Here is a 16,624-nt window from a genome sequence, read left to right as displayed (position 1 = left end):
CGCGACGGTCGCGAACTGGAGCGGCGTGTTCGCGATGTCGCTGTGCGTGTTCGCATTGATCGCCTCCGAGTTCATGCCCGTCAGCCTGCTGACGCCGATCGCGGCCGATCTCCATGTCAGCCAGGGCATGGCCGGGCAGGGCATCGCGATCTCCGGTGCATTCGCAGTGCTGACCAGTCTCTCGATATCGACACTCGCAGGTGGCATGAACCGCAAGACCTTGCTGCTGGGATTGACCGCCCTGATGGCTGTCTCCGGTGCGGTGGTCGCGTGGGCGCCGAGCTATCCGGTCTACATGGGGGGGCGTGCGCTCATTGGCGTGGTCATCGGTGGCTTCTGGTCCATGTCGGCCGCCACGGCGATGCGACTGGTGCCGCCCCGCGAGGTGCCGCGCGCCCTGGCCATCTTCAACGGCGGCAATGCGCTGGCCACGGTGATCGCCGCGCCACTGGGCAGCTATCTCGGTTCGGTCATGGGCTGGCGTGGTGCCTTCTTCTGCCTGGTTCCGGTGGCGGTGATCGCCGGGGTCTGGCAGTGGATCAGCCTGCCGGCCATGAGGGTTCAGGGCGGCGCTCCGGGTTCGGGCCATGTGTTCAAGGTGCTGAAGCGCCGCTCCGTCGCCTTGGGCATGGCGGCATGCGGCGCCTTCTTCATGGGCCAGTTCGCGTTGTTCACTTACGTGCGGCCGTTCCTCGAAACGGTGACGCACGCGAACGTGTCGACGCTGTCGCTCATCCTGCTCGTGATCGGCGCGGCGGGGTTTGTCGGCACGGCACTGATCGGCGCCGTGCTCAAGCGCGGCCTGTACAAGACGCTGATCACCATCCCGATCCTGATGGCGGTGATCGCGGTGACGCTCATTGCCTTCGGCGCGCGGGTCCCGGCCATCGTGGCGCTGCTGGGCGTGTGGGGCCTGCTGGCGACGGCCGCTCCAGTCGGCTGGTGGAGCTGGATCGCCGATGCCATGCCGCACAACGCCGAAGCCGGCGGTGGGCTGATGGTGGCGGTGATCCAGTTGGCCATCGCGATGGGGTCGACCGTGGGAGGTCTGCTGTTCGATGCGACAGGCTACCGGAGCACCTTCGTCGCGAGCGCCGCCGTGCTGCTGCTGGGGGCCTTCCTCGCCTGGCTGACTGCGCGTTCGCAAGCGCGGCAACCGGCATGAGCCGATGGCATGGGATCGCCCTGTGGTGCGGCCTGTTCGTGCTCGGGGCGTGCGACGCCGCTCCCGCGGCCCCTGTTCAAACGGAGGAATCACGCATGTGGATGACCGTCGGCGAACGCCGCTTCGCCATCACCCTGGCCGACACCGAGGCAGCCCGCGCCTTCGCCGCGATGCTGCCGCTCTCGATCGACATGCCGGACCTCCACAACAACGAGAAGCATGCGGCGTTGCCGCGATCGCTGCCGACGAGCGAGATCCGTCCTGGCACGATCAGAAGCGGCGACCTGATGCTGTACGGGCCGCGAACCCTGGTCGTCTTCTACAAGACCTTCGACTCGCCCTACGCGTACACCCGTCTCGGCCGCGTGGACGACGCCTCTGGCCTGGCACGGGCACTCGGCGGCGGCAGCGCGCGGATCGGGTTCTCCAAGCCCTAAGCGCGCCGGGGCGGTGGCGCCCGGTATCGCAGCGCTTCGATGACCAGCGCGAGCGCGGGGGACAGATGGCGGCGGTTGGCGTAGTACAGGTGATAGCCCGGGAAGGTCGGCCACCAGTCCTGCAGCACCGGAACCAGCCGCCGCTCCTGGATGTGCTGTTCCATGATGTCGAAAGGCACGTAGGCGAAGCCCATGCCGTCCAGTGCCGCGCGCAGCATCAGGAAGGTGTTGTTGAATACCGTCTGGCCTTGCACCCGCACACTGACCTGCTTCTTTCCCTTCTCGAAGTCCCAGGCGTACAGCCCGCCGTGCGTGGGAAGCCGCAGGTTCACGCAGCGGTGTGCGGTCAGGTCTTCGGGCTTGCGGGGAACGGACTTGCCCGCAAGATAGTCGGGTGAAGCCGCCACCGCCATCCTCAATGCCGGCGCGATCGGCACCGCCACCATGTCCTTGTCGACACGGTTGCCCACCCGCACGCCGGCATCGAAGCGTTCGGCTGCGATGTCGGTGAAGCCGTAGTCGACGCTGAACTCCACCTCGATGTCCGGATACTGCTTGAGCAACGGCAAGAGCCGGGGCCACAGCACCGTCGAGCCCGGCGCCCGCTCCGCGTGGCACACCCATCCGGCGGGACAGCGCCTGGTGGTCCAGTCGGGTCTCGGACTGACGCAGGAGTGGGGCAAGCCCGTGCAGGAGATCCGCCCCGGCGATGTCGTCTGGTGTCCTCCGGGCGTCAAGCACTGGCACGGCGCCGCGCCCTTCACGGCACTGGTCCACCTGGCCGTCACCGGCACCGTGGGCGGAAAGAACGTCGAATGGATGGAGAAGGTCACCGATGCGCAATACAACCAACGCTAGGCAGGGGAAGGGCGGCGCGTTGGCTTTGGCCTTCGCCCTGTCCCTCGCCGCCGCCTCGTGCCATGCCGGCACCGGGTCCCAGGAGCCACGAACATGAACGCCACGCGCACCGCATCCGGGACACTGTCGCAGCGCCAGCAATCCATCATTCCCATTGCGGCGTTCGCAGCGGCGGGCGACATCGCCCGCCTGAACACCGCGCTCGAACAGGGACTCGACGCAGGCCTCTCGGTGAACGATGCGAAAGAGATCCTGCTGCAGGTGTACGCCTATGCGGGATTTCCGCGCAGCCTCAATGCGCTGGGCGAACTGATGAAGGTCGTGCAAGTCCGCAAGCAGCGCGGTGTCCAGGACGCGCAGGGGCAACTGCCCTCGCGCCCCATTCCGACGGGCGCCGCACTGCGGGCAGCCGGCGCGGCCAACCAGACGAAGCTCGTCGGGCAGCCCGTCAAGGGCGCGTTGTTCGAGTTCGCGCCGGCCATCGACGAGTACCTGAAGACGCATCTCTTCGGCGATGTGTTCGAGCGAGACAACCTCGACTGGCCGAGTCGCGAGCTGGCGACGGTCGGGATGCTGTCGGCGCTTGCGGGTGCCGAGTCGCAGCTCCAGTCCCACATGGGCATCAGCATGAACGTGGGCATCACCCCAGCCCAACTGAACCAGCTGACCCAGGTTCTTGCAGACCGCGTCGACGCGGGGACGGCCCGCAGGGCGCGCGAAGCGCTGGACCGCCAGCTGGCCGCACGCCCCGCACGTTGAATCGGGTCGGGATGCCTTGCAGCATCGAGAAAAACGCCGCATACCGCGACGCCGGAAACAGCGTCAGGCGTTCAGGCGCGGATGTGCAGCGGCGCGAACGACTTCACCAGGTCGTCCAACGCCTTCAGCTGCGTGAGGAAAGGTTCCAGCTGGTCCAGCGGCAGCGCGCTGGGACCGTCGCATTTGGCCTGCGCCGGGTCGGGATGCGCTTCAAGAAAGAGGCCCGCCAGGCCCACCGCCAGGCCCGCACGTGCCAGCTCCGCCACCTGCTCGCGTCGCCCGCCTGAAGCGATGGCGTTCGCCTCGCGTTGCTGCAGCGCATGGGTCACGTCGAAGATGACCGGCAGATTCCCCGTGACCTTCTTCATGGTGCCGAAGCCGAGCATGTCGACCACGAGGTTGTCGTAGCCGAAGCAGGTGCCACGGTCGCACAGAATGACGGGGGAGGTGCCTGCTTCCTTGATCTTCTCGACGATGTTGAGCACCTGCGTCGGGCTCAGGAACTGAGGCTTCTTGACGTTGATGACCTTGCCCGTCTTGGCGAGCGCGACGACCAGGTCGGTCTGGCGGGCGAGGAACGCGGGCAGCTGCAGGACGTCGACCACTTCGGCAACGGGAGCCGCCTGCCATGGCTCGTGCACGTCGGTGAGAACCGGCACGCCGAACGCCGCCTTCACGGCCTCGAAGATCTTCAGGCCCTCTTCCAGGCCGGGGCCCCGGTAGGAGTGGATGGACGAGCGGTTTGCCTTGTCGAAACTGGCCTTGAAGACGTAGGGGATGCCGAGCTTTTGCGTGACGCGGACGTATTCTTCCGCGGCGCGCAGGGCCATGTCCTTCGACTCGAGGACGTTCACGCCGCCGAACAGGACAAAGCCGTCGCTGTTGCTGACGTTGATTGCGGGGGTGATGGCGACGGTGGTCAAGATGAGCTCCTCTGTAGGGTGTTGGCTGCATTCTCGCGGTTCAGGTTTCGGCCGCCAACCAGGTTCTTGCAGGGCGTGCCGGGAGTTGACGCGTTCTTCCGTCGTGGCAAAGTTCATCCGTCGAACACGTCACTGCCTTGAAGGAAAGCCCATGGGTCGCAAGGAATTCGAAGCATCGCTGGCTGAAGGTGTGCACGCGCAGTTGGCGCGCATGGCGGGCCAGTGGGAGGGCCGATTTCGCCTCTGGTTCGAGCCCGGCGCGCCGGCCGACGAATCGGTGCAGCGCGGCAGCATCCGCGTGCTGCTGGGCGGCCGCGTGCTGTTGCATGAATACACGGGCCACTGCGGCGGCGAGCCGATGGAAGGTGTGGCACTGATCGCCCACCACCTGGACGAGCGCCGCTACGAATCGGCCTGGGCCGAGAGCTTTGGCACCGGCACGTCGCTCATGTTCAGCACCGGCGCCAGCGGCGACCCGCGCCTGTCGATGCTGGGCAGCTACGGCGACGGACAAGGCGGCTCGCGCTGGGGCTGGCGCACGACCATCGAACAACCCGACGACGACACGCTCGACCTGCGCATGTACAACATCAGTCCCGCTGGCGACGAGGCTCTGGCTGTTGAAGTGAACTACCGCCGTGTGCCGCCCTCGCGTGGGACTTGAACGACCGCTCCCCGGAGCGCCACATGCCTGCTGCTGGCCTTCGCGACGGTGTCTCGACCCGCTACAGCCGGCCACAACCCGACATCGGAGCCCCAAGTGACACTCGAATGGAAACACGCCACCGATGGAATCGACTGGGAAGAACTTTCTGCCCTGTATCGCGCCGCCCCACTGGGCGAGAAGAAGCCGCTTCATCTGCAAAAGGTTTTCTCGAACAGCATGTTCAAGTGTTTTGTCTACGAGCATGCGAAGCTCGTGGCGGCGGGGCGTGCGCTTGCCGATGGTGGAGACTGCTCGTACATCTGCGACATTGCGGTATTGCCGAGCCATCAGGGCACAGGCCTTGGCAAGCAGGTTGTCAGCGAGCTGGTGGAAATGTCATGCGGTCACAAGAAGATCATCTTGTATGCGGTCCCCGGCAAAGAACCTTTCTACAGGAAGTTCGGCTTCATGCGAATGAAGACTGCCATGGCCATCTTCGAGAATCAGCAACAGCAGGTGGAGAGGGGCTACCTCAGTGAAACCTGACGCCTGAATCGGGAGGATAAACACCCGCAAGCCGGTGGTTGCCTCACAGACGTCTGCTTCCGGGGAAGCCAAATATCTGCAGCGGGTCCCAGAGCGGCTTCAGCCTCAAAAAGAAACTGCCGTTCTTCGAAATGGCGGAACAGCCGGAAGCAGGCGTCCAGCCCTCAAGGCCGCAGTCCCTGCGTCAACCGCAGCATGTTCGCCAGCGCCTCCGCAAACCGCGGCTCCAGGAACGCCGCCAGGTGCGGCATCAGCAACTGCAGCATCACCAGCCCCGCCAGCAGCGTCAGCGGAAATCCCACCGCGAAGATGCTGAACTGCGGCGAGGCGCGGTTCAGGATGCCCATGGCGAGGTTGAGGGTGAGCAGCGCGGTGATCAGCGGCAGCGCCAGCAGCAGGCCGGTCGCGAAGATGTCGCCGGCGGCCAGTACCAGAAACATCCAGCCGCCGGCCGCCAGCGGGGCGTTGGCAATGGGCAGTGTGTGAAAGCTCGCGGCCAGCGCTTCCAGCATGAGCAGGTGGCCGTCGAGCGCCATGAAGATCAGCATCGCCAGCATGTTCAGCAGCCGCGACACCACCATCGTGCTGCCGTGGCTCATGGGGTCGAAAAACGACGCAAACGACAAGCCCATCTGCAGGCCGATGTACTCGCCCGCGGCCAGCACGGCCGTGAAGATGAGGCGCATCGAGAAGCCCATGGCGGCGCCGATCAGTACCTGCTGCACGATGATCCAGAAGCCGCCTGCCGACACCACGGGCACGGCCGGCAACGGGCCGATGGTGGGCGAGATCACGATGGCCAGCACGGCGGCGATGCCGACTTTCAGCTGCCGCGTCGCCCAGGGCTCGCCGAACACCGGTGCCGTGGAGACCATGGCCAGCATGCGCACGAAGGGCCAGAGAAAGGCCACCATCCAGGCCTCGAGCTGCCCCGAGGTGACGGAGAAAACCGAGGGCGTCACGCCAGCATCTGCGGGATGCTGGCGAACAGGGCGCGCATGTAGTCGAGCATGCGGTCGAGCATCCACGGCCCGGCGATGACCAGCGTCGCGAACACGGCGAGCAGCTTGGGAATGAAGGACAGCGTGGCCTCGTTGATCTGCGTGGCCGCCTGGAAGATGCTGACCACCAGGCCGATCACCAGCGCCACCAGCAGGAGCGGCGCGCCCAGCAGCAGCGAGATTTCCATGGCCCGGTGGCCCATGGTCATGACGGATTCGGGCGTCATAAGTAAAAGCTCTGCGAGAGCGCGCCGATGAGCAGCTGCCAGCCGTCGGCCAGCACGAACAGCATCAGCTTGAAGGGCAGCGCGATGGACGCGGGCGGCACCATCATCATGCCCATCGACATCAGCACGCTCGCCACCACGAGGTCGATGATGAGAAACGGAATGAAGATGGTGAAGCCGATCTGGAACGCGGTCTTCAGCTCGCTGATGACGAAGGCCGGCAGAAGGATGCGCAGCGGCACGTCTTCGGGGCCCTGCATCTCGGGCACCTTGGCGAGCCGCGCGAACAGCGCCAGGTCGGTCTCGCGCGTCTGCTTGAGCATGAAGGTCTTGAAAGGCGCAATGCCGCGCTCCAGCGCTTTCTCGGCGCTGAGCTTGCTCTCGGAGAACGGCACGTAGGCCTCGGTGTAGGCCTTGTCGAACACCGGCGACATCACGAAGAAGGTGAGGAACAGCGACAGCCCCACGAGGATCTGGTTGGGCGGCGAAGTCTGCGTGCCGATGGCGGTGCGCAGCAGGCCCAGCACGATGAGGATGCGCGTGAAGCTGGTCATCGACAGCAGCAGCGCGGGCAGGAAGGTGAGCGAGGTCAGCAGCACCAGCGTCTGCACGCTCAGCGACCAGGTCTGGCTGCCGCCGGGGCCTGGCGTGCTCGTGAGGCCGGGCAGGCCTTGCGTCCATGCAGCAGCGGGCAGCGTGGCGGCGAGCAGCAGCAAGGCGGTGCGCAGGCCGCGGTGCAGAGCGGGGCGGGTCATGGGGTGGTGCGGGTCGTGCCGGCGAGGGAGTCGCGCAGCTTCTGTGCGAACAGGCCCACCGGGTTCTGTGGCGACATGGGTGTGACTGCCGCAGGCGTTGCCTGGGCCGGCAGCGTGTGCAGCGTGTTGACCTGGCTGCCGGTGACGCCGAGCACCAGCCACTGGCCGGCCACTTCCACCACGACCACGCGCTCGCGCGGGCCGACCATGGCGGTGGACACCACCTTCACCACCTGGCCGCCGCCCAGCCGCTGCAGGCCGAAGCGCCGCGCCAGCCACGCGCACAGGAAGATCAGGCCGACGACCGCCGCCATGCCGAAGCCCGCCTGCAGCAGGCCCGCACCGCCGACCGCGGACGGCGGCGCGGCTTCGCGCACCGGCGTGGGCACGGTGGGCAATGCCGCATGCGCCGCATGAAGGCCCAGCGCGAGCAGCGCGATGGCCCGCGCGAACAGCGAAGACACCCGCGCCAGGTTCATGCGCGCGCGAGCTTCTGCATGCGCTCGGAGGGCGTGACGATGTCGGTCAGGCGGATGCCGTACTTCTCGTTCACCACCACGACCTCGCCCTGCGCAATGAGGTAGCCGTTGATCAGCACGTCCAGCGGCTGGCCGGCCAGGCCGTCGAGCTCGACCACCGAACCCTGCGACAGCTGCAGCAGGTTCTTGATGGTGATGCGCGTGCGGCCGATCTCGGCGGTGAGCTGCACCGGCACGTCGAGCACGCGCGCGATGTCCACGGGCGTCGTGGACGAGGCCGCCGGTGCGTCCTGGATCTGCTGGAAGACGTGCGCGGCGGCCGGCGCCACGGCCGGCTCGGGCGTGGGCGCGCTGGCCGCGGTCTGCTCGGCCAGTGCGCTGGCCCAGTCGTCCGCGTCGCTGGCGGCAGAGGTGTTGTCAGTCATGGTCGTTCTTCGAATCGCTGTCTTGGTGGGAGATCATGTGTTGCACGCGCAGGGCGTAGCGCTCGTTGGAGGTGCCGTAGCCGCAGGCCATCACCGGCACGCCGCCGACCTTGGCGACCACCGTCGACGGCAGCTCGATGGGAATGACGTCGCCCACGCGCAGCTTCATCACGTCGCCCAGCGTCGATGGCATCGTCACGAAGTCGGCGGTGAGCTCGACGTCGGCGGCCTGCATCTGGCGCGACATCTGCGTGACCCAGCGCTTGTCGACCTCGACCTCGTCCTGGATCGGGTTGGACAGAAGGTCGCGGATCGGCTCGATCATCGAGTAGGGCAGGCACACGTGCAGAAAGCCGCCGATGGGGCCGAACTCGATCTGCAGCGTGGTGTTGATCACCACCTCGTTGGGCGCGACGATGTTGGCGAGCTTGCCGTGCATCTCGGCGCGCACGTAGTCGAAGGCCAGCGGGAACACGGGCTGCCAGGCGTCGCCGTAGCACTGCAGCGACAGGTCGAGCAGGCGCTTGATGATGCGCTGCTCGGTGCGCGTGAAGTCGCGCCCTTCCACGCGCACGTGGTAGCGCCCGTCGCTGCCGAACAGGTTGTCCACCACGAGGAACACGAGCTTCGGGTCGAACACGAAGAGCGCGGTGCCGCGCAGCGGCTTCATGTGGATCATGTTGATGTTCGCGGGCACCGGCAGGTGCCGCACGAACTCGCCGAACTGCTGGATCTGCACCGGCCCGACCGAGATGTCGGGGCTGCGGCGCATGAAGTTCAGCAGCGCGCTGCGCAGGCCGCGCGCAAAGCGGTCGTTGATGACCTCCAGCGTGTGCATGCGGTTGCGCACCACGCGGTCGGGCGCGCCGAGGTCGTAGGCCGGCAGGCCGTCGGGCGGCGGCGCGGGCGCGGCGGCCTGGTCGAGGTCGCCGCCGGTGACACCCTGCAGCAGCGCATCGACCTCGTCCTGGGAGAGCACCTGTTCATACGCCATGGATCGCGGGTCCGCAAACGGGCATCGTCGTCACTGCACGACGAAGGAGTTGAAGGACACGCTCGCAATGCCCAGCTCGGGCAGGCCCTCGGCCAGCGGCGCGTTCAGGGCGCTGTGAATCTCCGTGGCCAGCCGGGCCTTGTCTTCCGACGTGACCAGCGATTCGGGCGGGCGGTTCGACAGCAGCACCAGCAGGCGGCTGCGCAGCTCGGGCATGAACTCCACGATCTGCGCCTTGGCCTGCTCGTCACGCAGCTTCAGCGCCAAGCCGATCTGCAGGAAGCGCGAGCGGCCTTCGGACTGCAGGTTGACGGTCAGCGGCTCCAGCATGAGGAAGATGGGCTTCTCGGGCACCGGTGCCTTGGCCGTCTCGGCGGCGGCATGGTCGTTGAAGCGGGGCAGCACGAAGACGTACGCAGCCGCGCCGGCCGCGGCCAGGCCGAGGGCGGCCACGAGCCCGATCAGCAGTTTCGAGGTGCGGCGCGAGGCCGACGGGTCGGGCGCGACCGACGCAGCCGCGGTGGCGGCGGGAGAAGAGGTAGCCATGATGAAACGGTGGACGGGTCCGGTCTATTCTTTGCGAAGTCCCCCGCGAGCGAACGGCCGAACAAGCGCACAAAGGCGCTTCACATCCGTTCATTGCGGGAGGCGGGCGGGGCGGTTTCAGGCGAAGGTGTCGACGCCCGGGCCGGTGCGTGAGGTGGCAGCGGGGCGGGGTGCCGCCGTGGTCGTGCGGGCGATGTCAGCCGGGGCCGATGTGCCCTGCGGTCGCCACGCGCCTTGCCGCTGGTGTTGTTGCTGCTGTTGCTGTGCGAACGCGGCGTCCTGTCCGAATGGCGCGCGCGTGTCCGCGCCCACCGAGGTCTGGCCCAGCGTGATGCCCTGCTCCGACAGGCTGGTGCGCAGCTGCGGCAGCGCGGCCTCGACGGCCTTGCGCACGCTCTCGTGCGCCGACACGAACGCGGCCTGCGCCTGGTGCTCGCCGATCGACAGCGTGACCTTCAATGGGCCGAGGCCGGCGGGGTTGAGGTCCAGCTCGGCCGTGCGCGTGCCGCTGAGGCTCATGCGCGCGAGCTGCTGGCCGAGTGCGGGCGCCCATTTCTCGCTGCCGACTTCGGGGGCGAGCGTGTGCATGGCGGGGCGTGCGGCGGGGCTCTCGGTCGTGCGTTCGGTGGAGGCCGCGGCAGGTTGTTGAAGCGCGAAGGAGGCGGACGGGGTTGCCGCCTCGTCGCTTGAAGCGGTTGCGGCCACGGCGGCGACAGGTGCGGCGTCTGCCGTCGCGGGCTTCGCGTCACCGACGGGCTGGGCTTGCGCGGCGGCTGCGAGCTGTTCGGTGGTGGTGGCGCTCACGGTGCGCGGTGCGCCCGCGCGGCCCGATGCAGCGGTGCCGACGGACGGGCCTGCCGGTGCGGCAGCCGGCTTCTTTCCATCGACAGCCATCGGCTGCGCGGCCACGGCGGCGCGCACGATCTCGTACAGCGAAGACGGTGCCGCGTTCTCGGCTTCGGTCGCTGCGCTCTGTGCGGCGGCGGTTGCGGTGGGAGCGGACGCGTCTTCAGTGGCGAGGGCGGGTTCGGGCGTGATTGCGGCATCGCTGCTCAGGCGCGCCGGGCCTGCAGGCAGGGCGGCTGGCGCATCGGGCGTTAGGACAGTGTCTGGCGCACCACTGTTCTGCGTGGCCGCACGTCCCGCAAGAGTCAATGCCTGTTGCGGCGTGACAGCCGCAGCAAGGAACGCGAGATCCGGTTCCGCAGGCTGCGCATCCCGCATCTCTTCCGCAAGCTCGGTCTTGCGCGCCGGCTTGGCCTCCGCGACCACGGTGTCGGCATCCGATGTCCTCTCGGCCTGGCTCGCACGCGAACGCTCAAGCGCCGCACCGAACGCGCGGCCCTGCGTCTCGTCGGCGCTGCTGCGGCCACGTGCACCGCCTTGTGCCACCGGCGACGTGGCGGCAGGGGTGACGGACGGCGGGATCATGGGAGGCATGTCGGTTCCTGGAGAAGATTCAGTGGGTGGAGTGCGAGGCGCGGTCGAAGAACTGGCGGGCGGCGCGCTCGTCGCTGTCGCGTTGTTCGCGCTTGGCCTGCGCCATCAGCGCCTGCGCGCGCACGCGATCGGCCAGCGTGTCGAACGAGCTGAGGCGGCGCTTCTCGCGCTGCCAGTCGGTGCGGCCCCGGTCGAGCTGGTGCCCGGCCCGCTCGGCGATGGCGCGCTGCTGCGCGATCGCGTGGTCGAGCGTGCCGAGGAAGTTGCGGTAGTTGCGCCACTGCGACGACGGCAGGCCGCCGCGCATCAGCGCGTCGAGCTGCGCGTGGTAGTCCTGGCGGTACTGCAGCAGCAGATCGAGCTTCTGCTGCGCGCTCAGGTGCGCGCTTTGCAATGCGCCCAGGCGGCGCGCGGCGTCGTCGGTCTGGCTCTGCGCCAGGTCGATGAGCATGCCGAGGGGGAGCTTGCTGCTGCTCATGGGCGTCCGTGAGATGGGGTGGTGAACAGGCTGTCCATGTGGGCGATGGCCTCCTCGTAGCCGGTGCGTTCGTGCATCGACTGCTGCAAGAAGGCCTCGATGCGCGGGTACATCGCGATCGCCTGGTCCAGCTGCAGGTCGTGTCCGGGCGCGTAGGCGCCCACGCTGATCAGGTCACGGTTGCGCTGGTAGCGCGACAGCATCTGCTTGAAGCGGCGCACGGTGTCGAACTGCGTGGACGGAATCAGCGACGTCATCGCGCGGCTGATCGACGCTTCGATGTCGATGGCCGGGTAGTGCCCCGCCTCGGCCAGCGTGCGCGAGAGCACGATGTGGCCGTCGAGAATCGCGCGCGCCGAATCGGCGATCGGGTCCTGCTGGTCGTCGCCTTCGGACAGCACGGTGTAGAAGGCCGTGATCGAGCCGCCGCGCCCCTGCGCGTCGCGCGCGCCGTTGCCGGCACGTTCGACCAAGGCGGGCAGCCGTGCGAACACCGAGGGCGGGTAGCCCTTGGTGGCGGGCGGCTCTCCCACGGCCAATGCGATCTCGCGCTGCGCCATCGCATAGCGCGTGAGCGAATCCATGATGAGCAGCACGTCCTTGCCCTGGTCGCGAAAGTACTCGGCCAGGCAGGTGGCGTAGGCCGCGCCCTGCAGGCGCAGCAGCGGCGAGTTGTCGGCCGGCGCGGCCACCACCACGGCGCGGGCCAGGCCCTCTTCGCCCAGCGTGTTCTCGATGAAGTCCTTCACCTCGCGCCCGCGTTCGCCGATGAGGCCGACCACGATCACCTCGGCGCTGGTGTAGCGCGCCATCATGCCCAGCAGCACGCTCTTGCCCACGCCCGAGCCAGCGAACAGGCCCATGCGCTGGCCGCGGCCGACGGTGAGCATCGCGTTGATGGCGCGCACGCCCACGTCGAGCACCGAGTCGATGGCCGCGCGCGACAGCGGGTTGATCGGCGGCGCCGCGAGCGGCACCTGGCGCGCCACGTCGAGCGGGCCCAACCCGTCGAGCGGCCGGCCGGCCGCATCGACCACGCGGCCGAGCATGCCTTCGCCGACGGGCAGGCGCTTGGTGTGGGCATCGCCGGTGGCGCCAGGGTCGCGCAAGCCGGGCCGCGCGAACACGCGCGCGCCGGGCAAGAGTCCTGCCACTTCGGTCTGCGACATCAGGAAGAGGCGGTCACCCGCAAAGCCGACGACTTCGGCTTCGGCATGGCGCTGCGGATGGCCGGGCGGTAGTTCGATGAGGCAGTCGCTGCCCACGGGCAGCTGCAGGCCCACGGCTTCGAGCACGAGGCCGACGGCGCGCGTGAGGCGGCCCGAGGCGGTCGTGGTCGTGCAGCGCGCGACGTCGGCGCGCGCCTGCTCCAGCGCGGCGCGCACGCTGTTCAGATGAGGGTTGGTGGCGGCGGTCTGCATCGGCTCAGGCGGCGTCGCCACGCAGCGCCGCACCCACACGCGCCCAGCGCGTGGCCAGGCTGGCGTCCAGCTCGCCCGTGGCCGACTGCACGCGGCAGCCGCCGCGCGCGAGGCTGTCGTCGGCGCGCAGTTGCCAGCCGGCCGCTTCGATCTCACTGCCCAGGCTGTTCTTCACCAGCGCGATGTCGTCGGGGTGCAGCAGCAGGCGCGGTTCGCCGCGCAGCGCGGGTTCGGCATGCAGCAGGTCGCGCACCAGCGGGAGCACCCACTCGGGCTCGGCCTGGTAGGTGCGGTGCACGATCTGGCGCGCCACGTCGAGTGCGAGCGCGAGCACGGTCTCGGCCAGTTCGGTTTCGGCGCCGCGCAGCGCCTCGGGCAGCGAGCGGGCCAGCGCGCGCAGGCGTTCGGCATGCACGCTGGCGGCGGCGAGGCCGGTGGCCAGGCCTTCGGTGTGGCCGACCTGGCGGCCTTCGGCCAGCCCGGCGGCGCGGCCCTCGGCTTCGCCCGCAGCGCGTGCTTCCTTGCGGATGCGGGCCAGCTCGGCGAGGTCGACCTTCGGTGCGGGAGGTGCAGGCGGTGGGGCGAGACGTTGCGCAGCCTGCCGCGTGGCGGACGGTGGTGCCTTGCCATCGAGCGTGCCCATCTCCCAGCGCTCCCACGCCGACAGCGCAGGCGTGCCGGCGCCCGCCTGGCGCGCGGCCGCGTGGATGGCGGCGAGTCGCTCACGCGAGCCACCGAAGGCGCCGGGGTCAGACGAAGTCATCGGTGCCAGGCGCCGCAATCACGATCTCGCCGGCGTCCGCGAGCCGGCGCGCCACCTGCAGGATGGCCTTCTGCTCGGTCTCGACCTGCGACACGCGCACGGGGCCGCGCAGCTCCATGTCCTCGCGCAGCGTTTCTGCCGCACGCTGCGACATGTTGCTGAGGAACTTGTCGCGCAGCTCCAGCGGCGCACCCTTGAGCGCGATGATGAGCGAGTCGGACTCGATGTCCTTGAGCAGGCGCTGGATGCTGCGGTCTTCCAGGCCCAGCAGGTTCTCGAACACGAACATCTCGTCGACGATGCGCTGGGCCAGCGCTTCGTCCTGCTCGCGCACATGGGCGATGGCTTCTTCTTCCACTGTGGTGCTCATCAGGTTGACGATCTCGGCCGCGGTGCGCACACCGCCCAGGCGGCTGCGGCGCAGGCCCTGGCCCGCGAGCATTTCGGTCAGCACCTCGGTCAGCTCGTTGAGCGCCGATGGCTGCACGCCGCCGAAGGTGGCCACGCGCATGATCACGTCGTGGCGCAGTCGCGCGGGCAGCTTCTCGAGCACCTCCGACGCCTTCATGCGGTCCAGGTGCACCAGCAGCGTCGCAAGGATCTGCGGGTGCTCGTCGCGGATGAGCTCAGCCACCTCGCCGGCCTCGAGTTCGTTCAGGCGCTCGATGCCGCCGTGCGGCTCGTCGGGCTGCAGGATGTCTTCGAGCAGGTTGCTCGCGCGGTCCTCACCCAGCGCCTTCTTGAGCACGGCGCGGATGTAGCTGGTCGAGCCCAGGTGCAGCGCCGACAGTTGCTCGGTCTCCTGGCGGAACTCGGCCAGCACCGAGGCCAGTTCGTCGCGCGACACCGCGCTCAGCTTGGACATCGCCAGGCCCAGCGCCTGCACCTCGGAGGTGGGCAGCAGGTGCAGCGCGGCGGCGGCGCGGTCTTCGCCCAGCGCCATGAGCAGGATGGCGCTCTTGCGGGTTCCTGCCTCGCTAGTCATTGGTGTGCATCCAGTGCTGGATCAGGGCGGCCACGAGCTTGGGGTCCTTGTCGGCGGTCTGCTGGGCGTAGTCCATGTCGGCCTTCTGGCGTGTGGACTCGCGCTGCTGCAGTGTTTCTTCGGGCGCGGCCGGGGCCGTGTCGGTGGGGGTGGTGGTCACGTCGGCCGCATCGGCCACGGGCTGCGCGGGCGGCGGCGGGGCCAGGTGCCGGCGCATCAGCGGACGCACCACGGCCAACCAGGCGAACAGCGCGAGCAGGCCGATGAGCAGGTAGGGGCCCAGCGCCTTGCCGAGCGCGAGGTTGTCGCGGTCGCGCCAGAACGGCAGCTCGGGCGCGGGGCCGGCCTCGGCGTCGCGGGCGAAGGCGCTGTTGACCACGTTGAGCGAATCGCCGCGCTCGGTGCTGAAGCCCATCGCTTCCTTCGCGAGGTTGCGGATCTGCTCCAGCTCGGCCGGCGTGAGCGCGTGGCTGCCGGCCTTGCCCGCGGCATCGACCGTGTCGCGGTGGTTCACCACCACGGCGACCGACAGGCGCTTCACGCCGCCGGCGGCCTGCTGCACGTGGCGGATGGTGCGGTCGAGCTCGTAGTTGGTCGTGACGTCCTTGCGCGTGTTGCTCGGGCCGGTGGCCGGTGCGGCAGCGGGCGGCGTGTTCGCCGCCCCCGGTGCGTTGGGCGCGTTCGGCGGCCGGGGCGCAGTGATCGGCGCCGTCGGGTTCACCGGCGGCTGGTTCGACAGTGCGCCCGGCACGCCGCCCGGCGGTGCGCCGTTCTGCTGCGCCGATTCGCTCGACTGCTGGCTGCGGATCGCGGCCTGCGACGGGTCCTGGTTGGGCTTGTACTTCTCGTCGGTGTGTTCCACCACCGAGAAGTCGATGTCGGCCGCGACCTGCGCGCGCACGTTGCTCGCGCCCACCAGCGGCTGAAGAATCGCCTCGATGCGGCGCACGTAGCCCTGCTCGATCTCCTGCGCGTACTTGAGCTGGCTCACGTCCAGCCCCTGGCTGGTGCCGCGCGCCGACGACAGCAGGTTGCCGCGCTGGTCGACCACCGTCACGTTCTTGGCGTCCAGGTCGGGCACGCTGCTGGACACCATGTGCACGATGGCGCTCACCTGGCCTTCGTCGATGCTGCGCCCGCGCATGAGCGTGAGCACCACCGAGGCCGAAGGCTTCTTCTGGTCGCGCACGAACAGCGACGGCTTGGGCAGCGCCAGGTGCACGCGCGCCGCTTCGATGGTGCCGATCGATTCGATGGAGCGCGCCAGCTCGCCTTCGAGTCCGCGCTGGTAGTTGACCTGTTCGGCGAACTGGCTGGTGCCGAACTTCTGGTTGTCCATCAGTTCGAAGCCCACGCCGCCGGCCTTGGGCAGGCCCTGCGCCGCGAGCTTCAGGCGCGTTTCCGCGACCTTGTCGCCCGCGATGAGGATCGCGCCGCCGCCTTCGGCGAACTTGTAGGGCACGTTCATCTGCTGCAGCGACGCGATGATCGCGCCGCCGTCGCGGTCCGACACATTGGTGTAGAGCACCTTGTAGTCGGGCCCGCGGCTCCACAGCGCAAAGGCGGCGACCACCGTCACCAGCACCGCGGCGCCAATGATCAGCGGCAGGCGCGGCTGTGCGCGCATGCGCTCCAGCATCGGCGGCAGGCCGTTGCCGCCCGTCGGCAGGCTGCCCGTGGGCGCGGCCGTGCTCATCGGCGCGCCTTTGCTGCGGCCGTTGCGCCGCACAGGGCCGGCGCCGGGGTGAGAGAGAGGATTCGGTAGGGGGATGTCAT

At 68.8% G+C, this 16,624-nt stretch carries 20 protein-coding genes and 1 pseudogene; 6 read left to right on the top strand and 15 right to left on the bottom strand.

What is annotated here, in order from left to right:
• Positions 1 to 34: 34 nt before the first annotated feature.
• Positions 35 to 1,165 carry an MFS transporter gene (locus GFK26_RS32875; protein WP_153286189.1) on the top strand — a complete coding sequence of 377 codons (1,131 nt, stop codon included), beginning with the start codon at positions 35 to 37 and terminating at the stop codon, positions 1,163 to 1,165.
• Positions 1,166 to 1,260: 95 nt separating this feature from the next.
• Positions 1,261 to 1,602: a cyclophilin-like fold protein gene (locus GFK26_RS32870; protein WP_153285662.1), complete on the top strand. Its 342-nt coding sequence runs from the start codon at positions 1,261 to 1,263 to the stop codon at positions 1,600 to 1,602.
• On the opposite strand, the gene GFK26_RS32865 is transcribed toward GFK26_RS32870, so the two are convergent.
• A complete protein-coding gene (locus tag GFK26_RS32865) occupies positions 1,599 to 2,171 on the bottom strand; it encodes a LysR substrate-binding domain-containing protein (RefSeq protein WP_265590118.1) in 573 nt (190 codons plus the stop codon). The two genes, GFK26_RS32870 and GFK26_RS32865, sit on opposite strands and share 4 nt — an antisense overlap.
• A gap of 16 nt (positions 2,172 to 2,187) precedes the next feature.
• Here GFK26_RS32865 and GFK26_RS32860 point away from each other — a divergent pair.
• Both GFK26_RS32860 and GFK26_RS32855 read left to right on the top strand, forming a co-directional pair.
• Positions 2,188 to 2,460, top strand: a pseudogene (locus GFK26_RS32860) (cupin domain-containing protein); the annotation flags it as partial.
• Positions 2,461 to 2,553: 93 nt separating this feature from the next.
• The gene (locus GFK26_RS32855) at positions 2,554 to 3,219 is read left to right on the top strand and encodes a carboxymuconolactone decarboxylase family protein (RefSeq protein WP_153285661.1); all 666 of its coding nucleotides are present in this window, start codon (positions 2,554 to 2,556) and stop codon (positions 3,217 to 3,219) included.
• A gap of 71 nt (positions 3,220 to 3,290) precedes the next feature.
• Here GFK26_RS32855 and kdsA read toward each other — a convergent pair whose 3' ends face one another.
• On the bottom strand, positions 3,291 to 4,142 hold the full coding sequence (gene kdsA / locus GFK26_RS32850) for a 3-deoxy-8-phosphooctulonate synthase (RefSeq protein ID WP_153285660.1): 852 nt from the start codon (positions 4,140 to 4,142) through the stop codon (positions 3,291 to 3,293).
• Positions 4,143 to 4,293: 151 nt separating this feature from the next.
• Between kdsA and GFK26_RS32845 the strand changes: the two genes are divergently transcribed.
• Positions 4,294 to 4,806 (top strand): DUF1579 domain-containing protein, encoded by a 513-nt coding sequence (locus GFK26_RS32845; protein WP_153285659.1) that lies wholly within the window; start codon positions 4,294 to 4,296, stop codon positions 4,804 to 4,806.
• A gap of 96 nt (positions 4,807 to 4,902) precedes the next feature.
• Complete coding sequence (locus GFK26_RS32840; RefSeq protein WP_153285658.1) at positions 4,903 to 5,334, top strand: GNAT family N-acetyltransferase; 432 nt, start codon at positions 4,903 to 4,905, stop codon at positions 5,332 to 5,334.
• 164 nt (positions 5,335 to 5,498) lie between these two features.
• Here GFK26_RS32840 and fliR read toward each other — a convergent pair whose 3' ends face one another.
• From fliR to fliF, 13 genes are all read right to left on the bottom strand, one after another.
• Complete coding sequence (gene fliR, locus GFK26_RS32835; protein ID WP_153286188.1) at positions 5,499 to 6,248, bottom strand: flagellar biosynthetic protein FliR; 750 nt, start codon at positions 6,246 to 6,248, stop codon at positions 5,499 to 5,501.
• 44 nt (positions 6,249 to 6,292) lie between these two features.
• A complete protein-coding gene (fliQ, locus tag GFK26_RS32830; RefSeq protein WP_062469313.1) occupies positions 6,293 to 6,562 on the bottom strand; it encodes a flagellar biosynthesis protein FliQ in 270 nt (89 codons plus the stop codon).
• Complete coding sequence (gene fliP, locus GFK26_RS32825) at positions 6,559 to 7,290, bottom strand: flagellar type III secretion system pore protein FliP (RefSeq protein ID WP_373696566.1); 732 nt, start codon at positions 7,288 to 7,290, stop codon at positions 6,559 to 6,561. Before fliP ends, fliQ begins: the two co-directional genes overlap by 4 nt.
• Before the next feature lie 23 nt (positions 7,291 to 7,313).
• On the bottom strand, positions 7,314 to 7,796 hold the full coding sequence (gene fliO, locus GFK26_RS32820) for a flagellar biosynthetic protein FliO (RefSeq protein WP_153285656.1): 483 nt from the start codon (positions 7,794 to 7,796) through the stop codon (positions 7,314 to 7,316).
• Positions 7,793 to 8,221, bottom strand: coding sequence for a flagellar motor switch protein FliN (fliN, locus tag GFK26_RS32815; RefSeq protein WP_153285655.1), 429 nt, complete (start codon positions 8,219 to 8,221; stop codon positions 7,793 to 7,795). Before fliN ends, fliO begins: the two co-directional genes overlap by 4 nt.
• Positions 8,214 to 9,215: a flagellar motor switch protein FliM gene (gene fliM / locus GFK26_RS32810; protein ID WP_101489195.1), complete on the bottom strand. Its 1,002-nt coding sequence runs from the start codon at positions 9,213 to 9,215 to the stop codon at positions 8,214 to 8,216. The genes fliN and fliM overlap by 8 nt, the downstream gene beginning before the upstream one ends.
• A 30-nt stretch (positions 9,216 to 9,245) precedes the next feature.
• Complete coding sequence (fliL, locus tag GFK26_RS32805; RefSeq protein ID WP_153285654.1) at positions 9,246 to 9,761, bottom strand: flagellar basal body-associated protein FliL; 516 nt, start codon at positions 9,759 to 9,761, stop codon at positions 9,246 to 9,248.
• A gap of 117 nt (positions 9,762 to 9,878) precedes the next feature.
• On the bottom strand, positions 9,879 to 11,201 hold the full coding sequence (locus GFK26_RS32800) for a flagellar hook-length control protein FliK (protein ID WP_153285653.1): 1,323 nt from the start codon (positions 11,199 to 11,201) through the stop codon (positions 9,879 to 9,881).
• Positions 11,202 to 11,220: 19 nt separating this feature from the next.
• On the bottom strand, positions 11,221 to 11,679 hold the full coding sequence (gene fliJ / locus GFK26_RS32795) for a flagellar export protein FliJ (protein ID WP_153285652.1): 459 nt from the start codon (positions 11,677 to 11,679) through the stop codon (positions 11,221 to 11,223).
• The gene (fliI, locus tag GFK26_RS32790) at positions 11,676 to 13,100 is read right to left on the bottom strand and encodes a flagellar protein export ATPase FliI (RefSeq protein WP_153285651.1); all 1,425 of its coding nucleotides are present in this window, start codon (positions 13,098 to 13,100) and stop codon (positions 11,676 to 11,678) included. Before fliI ends, fliJ begins: the two co-directional genes overlap by 4 nt.
• Positions 13,101 to 13,104: 4 nt before the next feature.
• Positions 13,105 to 13,863, bottom strand: a complete 759-nt coding sequence (gene fliH, locus GFK26_RS32785; RefSeq protein ID WP_153285650.1) for a flagellar assembly protein FliH — start codon at positions 13,861 to 13,863, stop codon at positions 13,105 to 13,107.
• Positions 13,850 to 14,848 (bottom strand): flagellar motor switch protein FliG, encoded by a 999-nt coding sequence (gene fliG, locus GFK26_RS32780; protein ID WP_153285649.1) that lies wholly within the window; start codon positions 14,846 to 14,848, stop codon positions 13,850 to 13,852. The genes fliH and fliG overlap by 14 nt, the downstream gene beginning before the upstream one ends.
• Positions 14,841 to 16,544, bottom strand: a complete 1,704-nt coding sequence (gene fliF, locus GFK26_RS32775) for a flagellar basal-body MS-ring/collar protein FliF (RefSeq protein WP_153285648.1) — start codon at positions 16,542 to 16,544, stop codon at positions 14,841 to 14,843. Before fliF ends, fliG begins: the two co-directional genes overlap by 8 nt.
• Between the last annotated feature and the right edge of the window lie 80 nt (positions 16,545 to 16,624).

The organism is Variovorax paradoxus (assembly GCF_009498455.1).
In the GTDB taxonomy this organism is placed as follows: domain Bacteria; phylum Pseudomonadota; class Gammaproteobacteria; order Burkholderiales; family Burkholderiaceae_C; genus Variovorax; species Variovorax paradoxus_H.
This window is presented reverse-complemented; position numbering and strand designations above follow the sequence as displayed.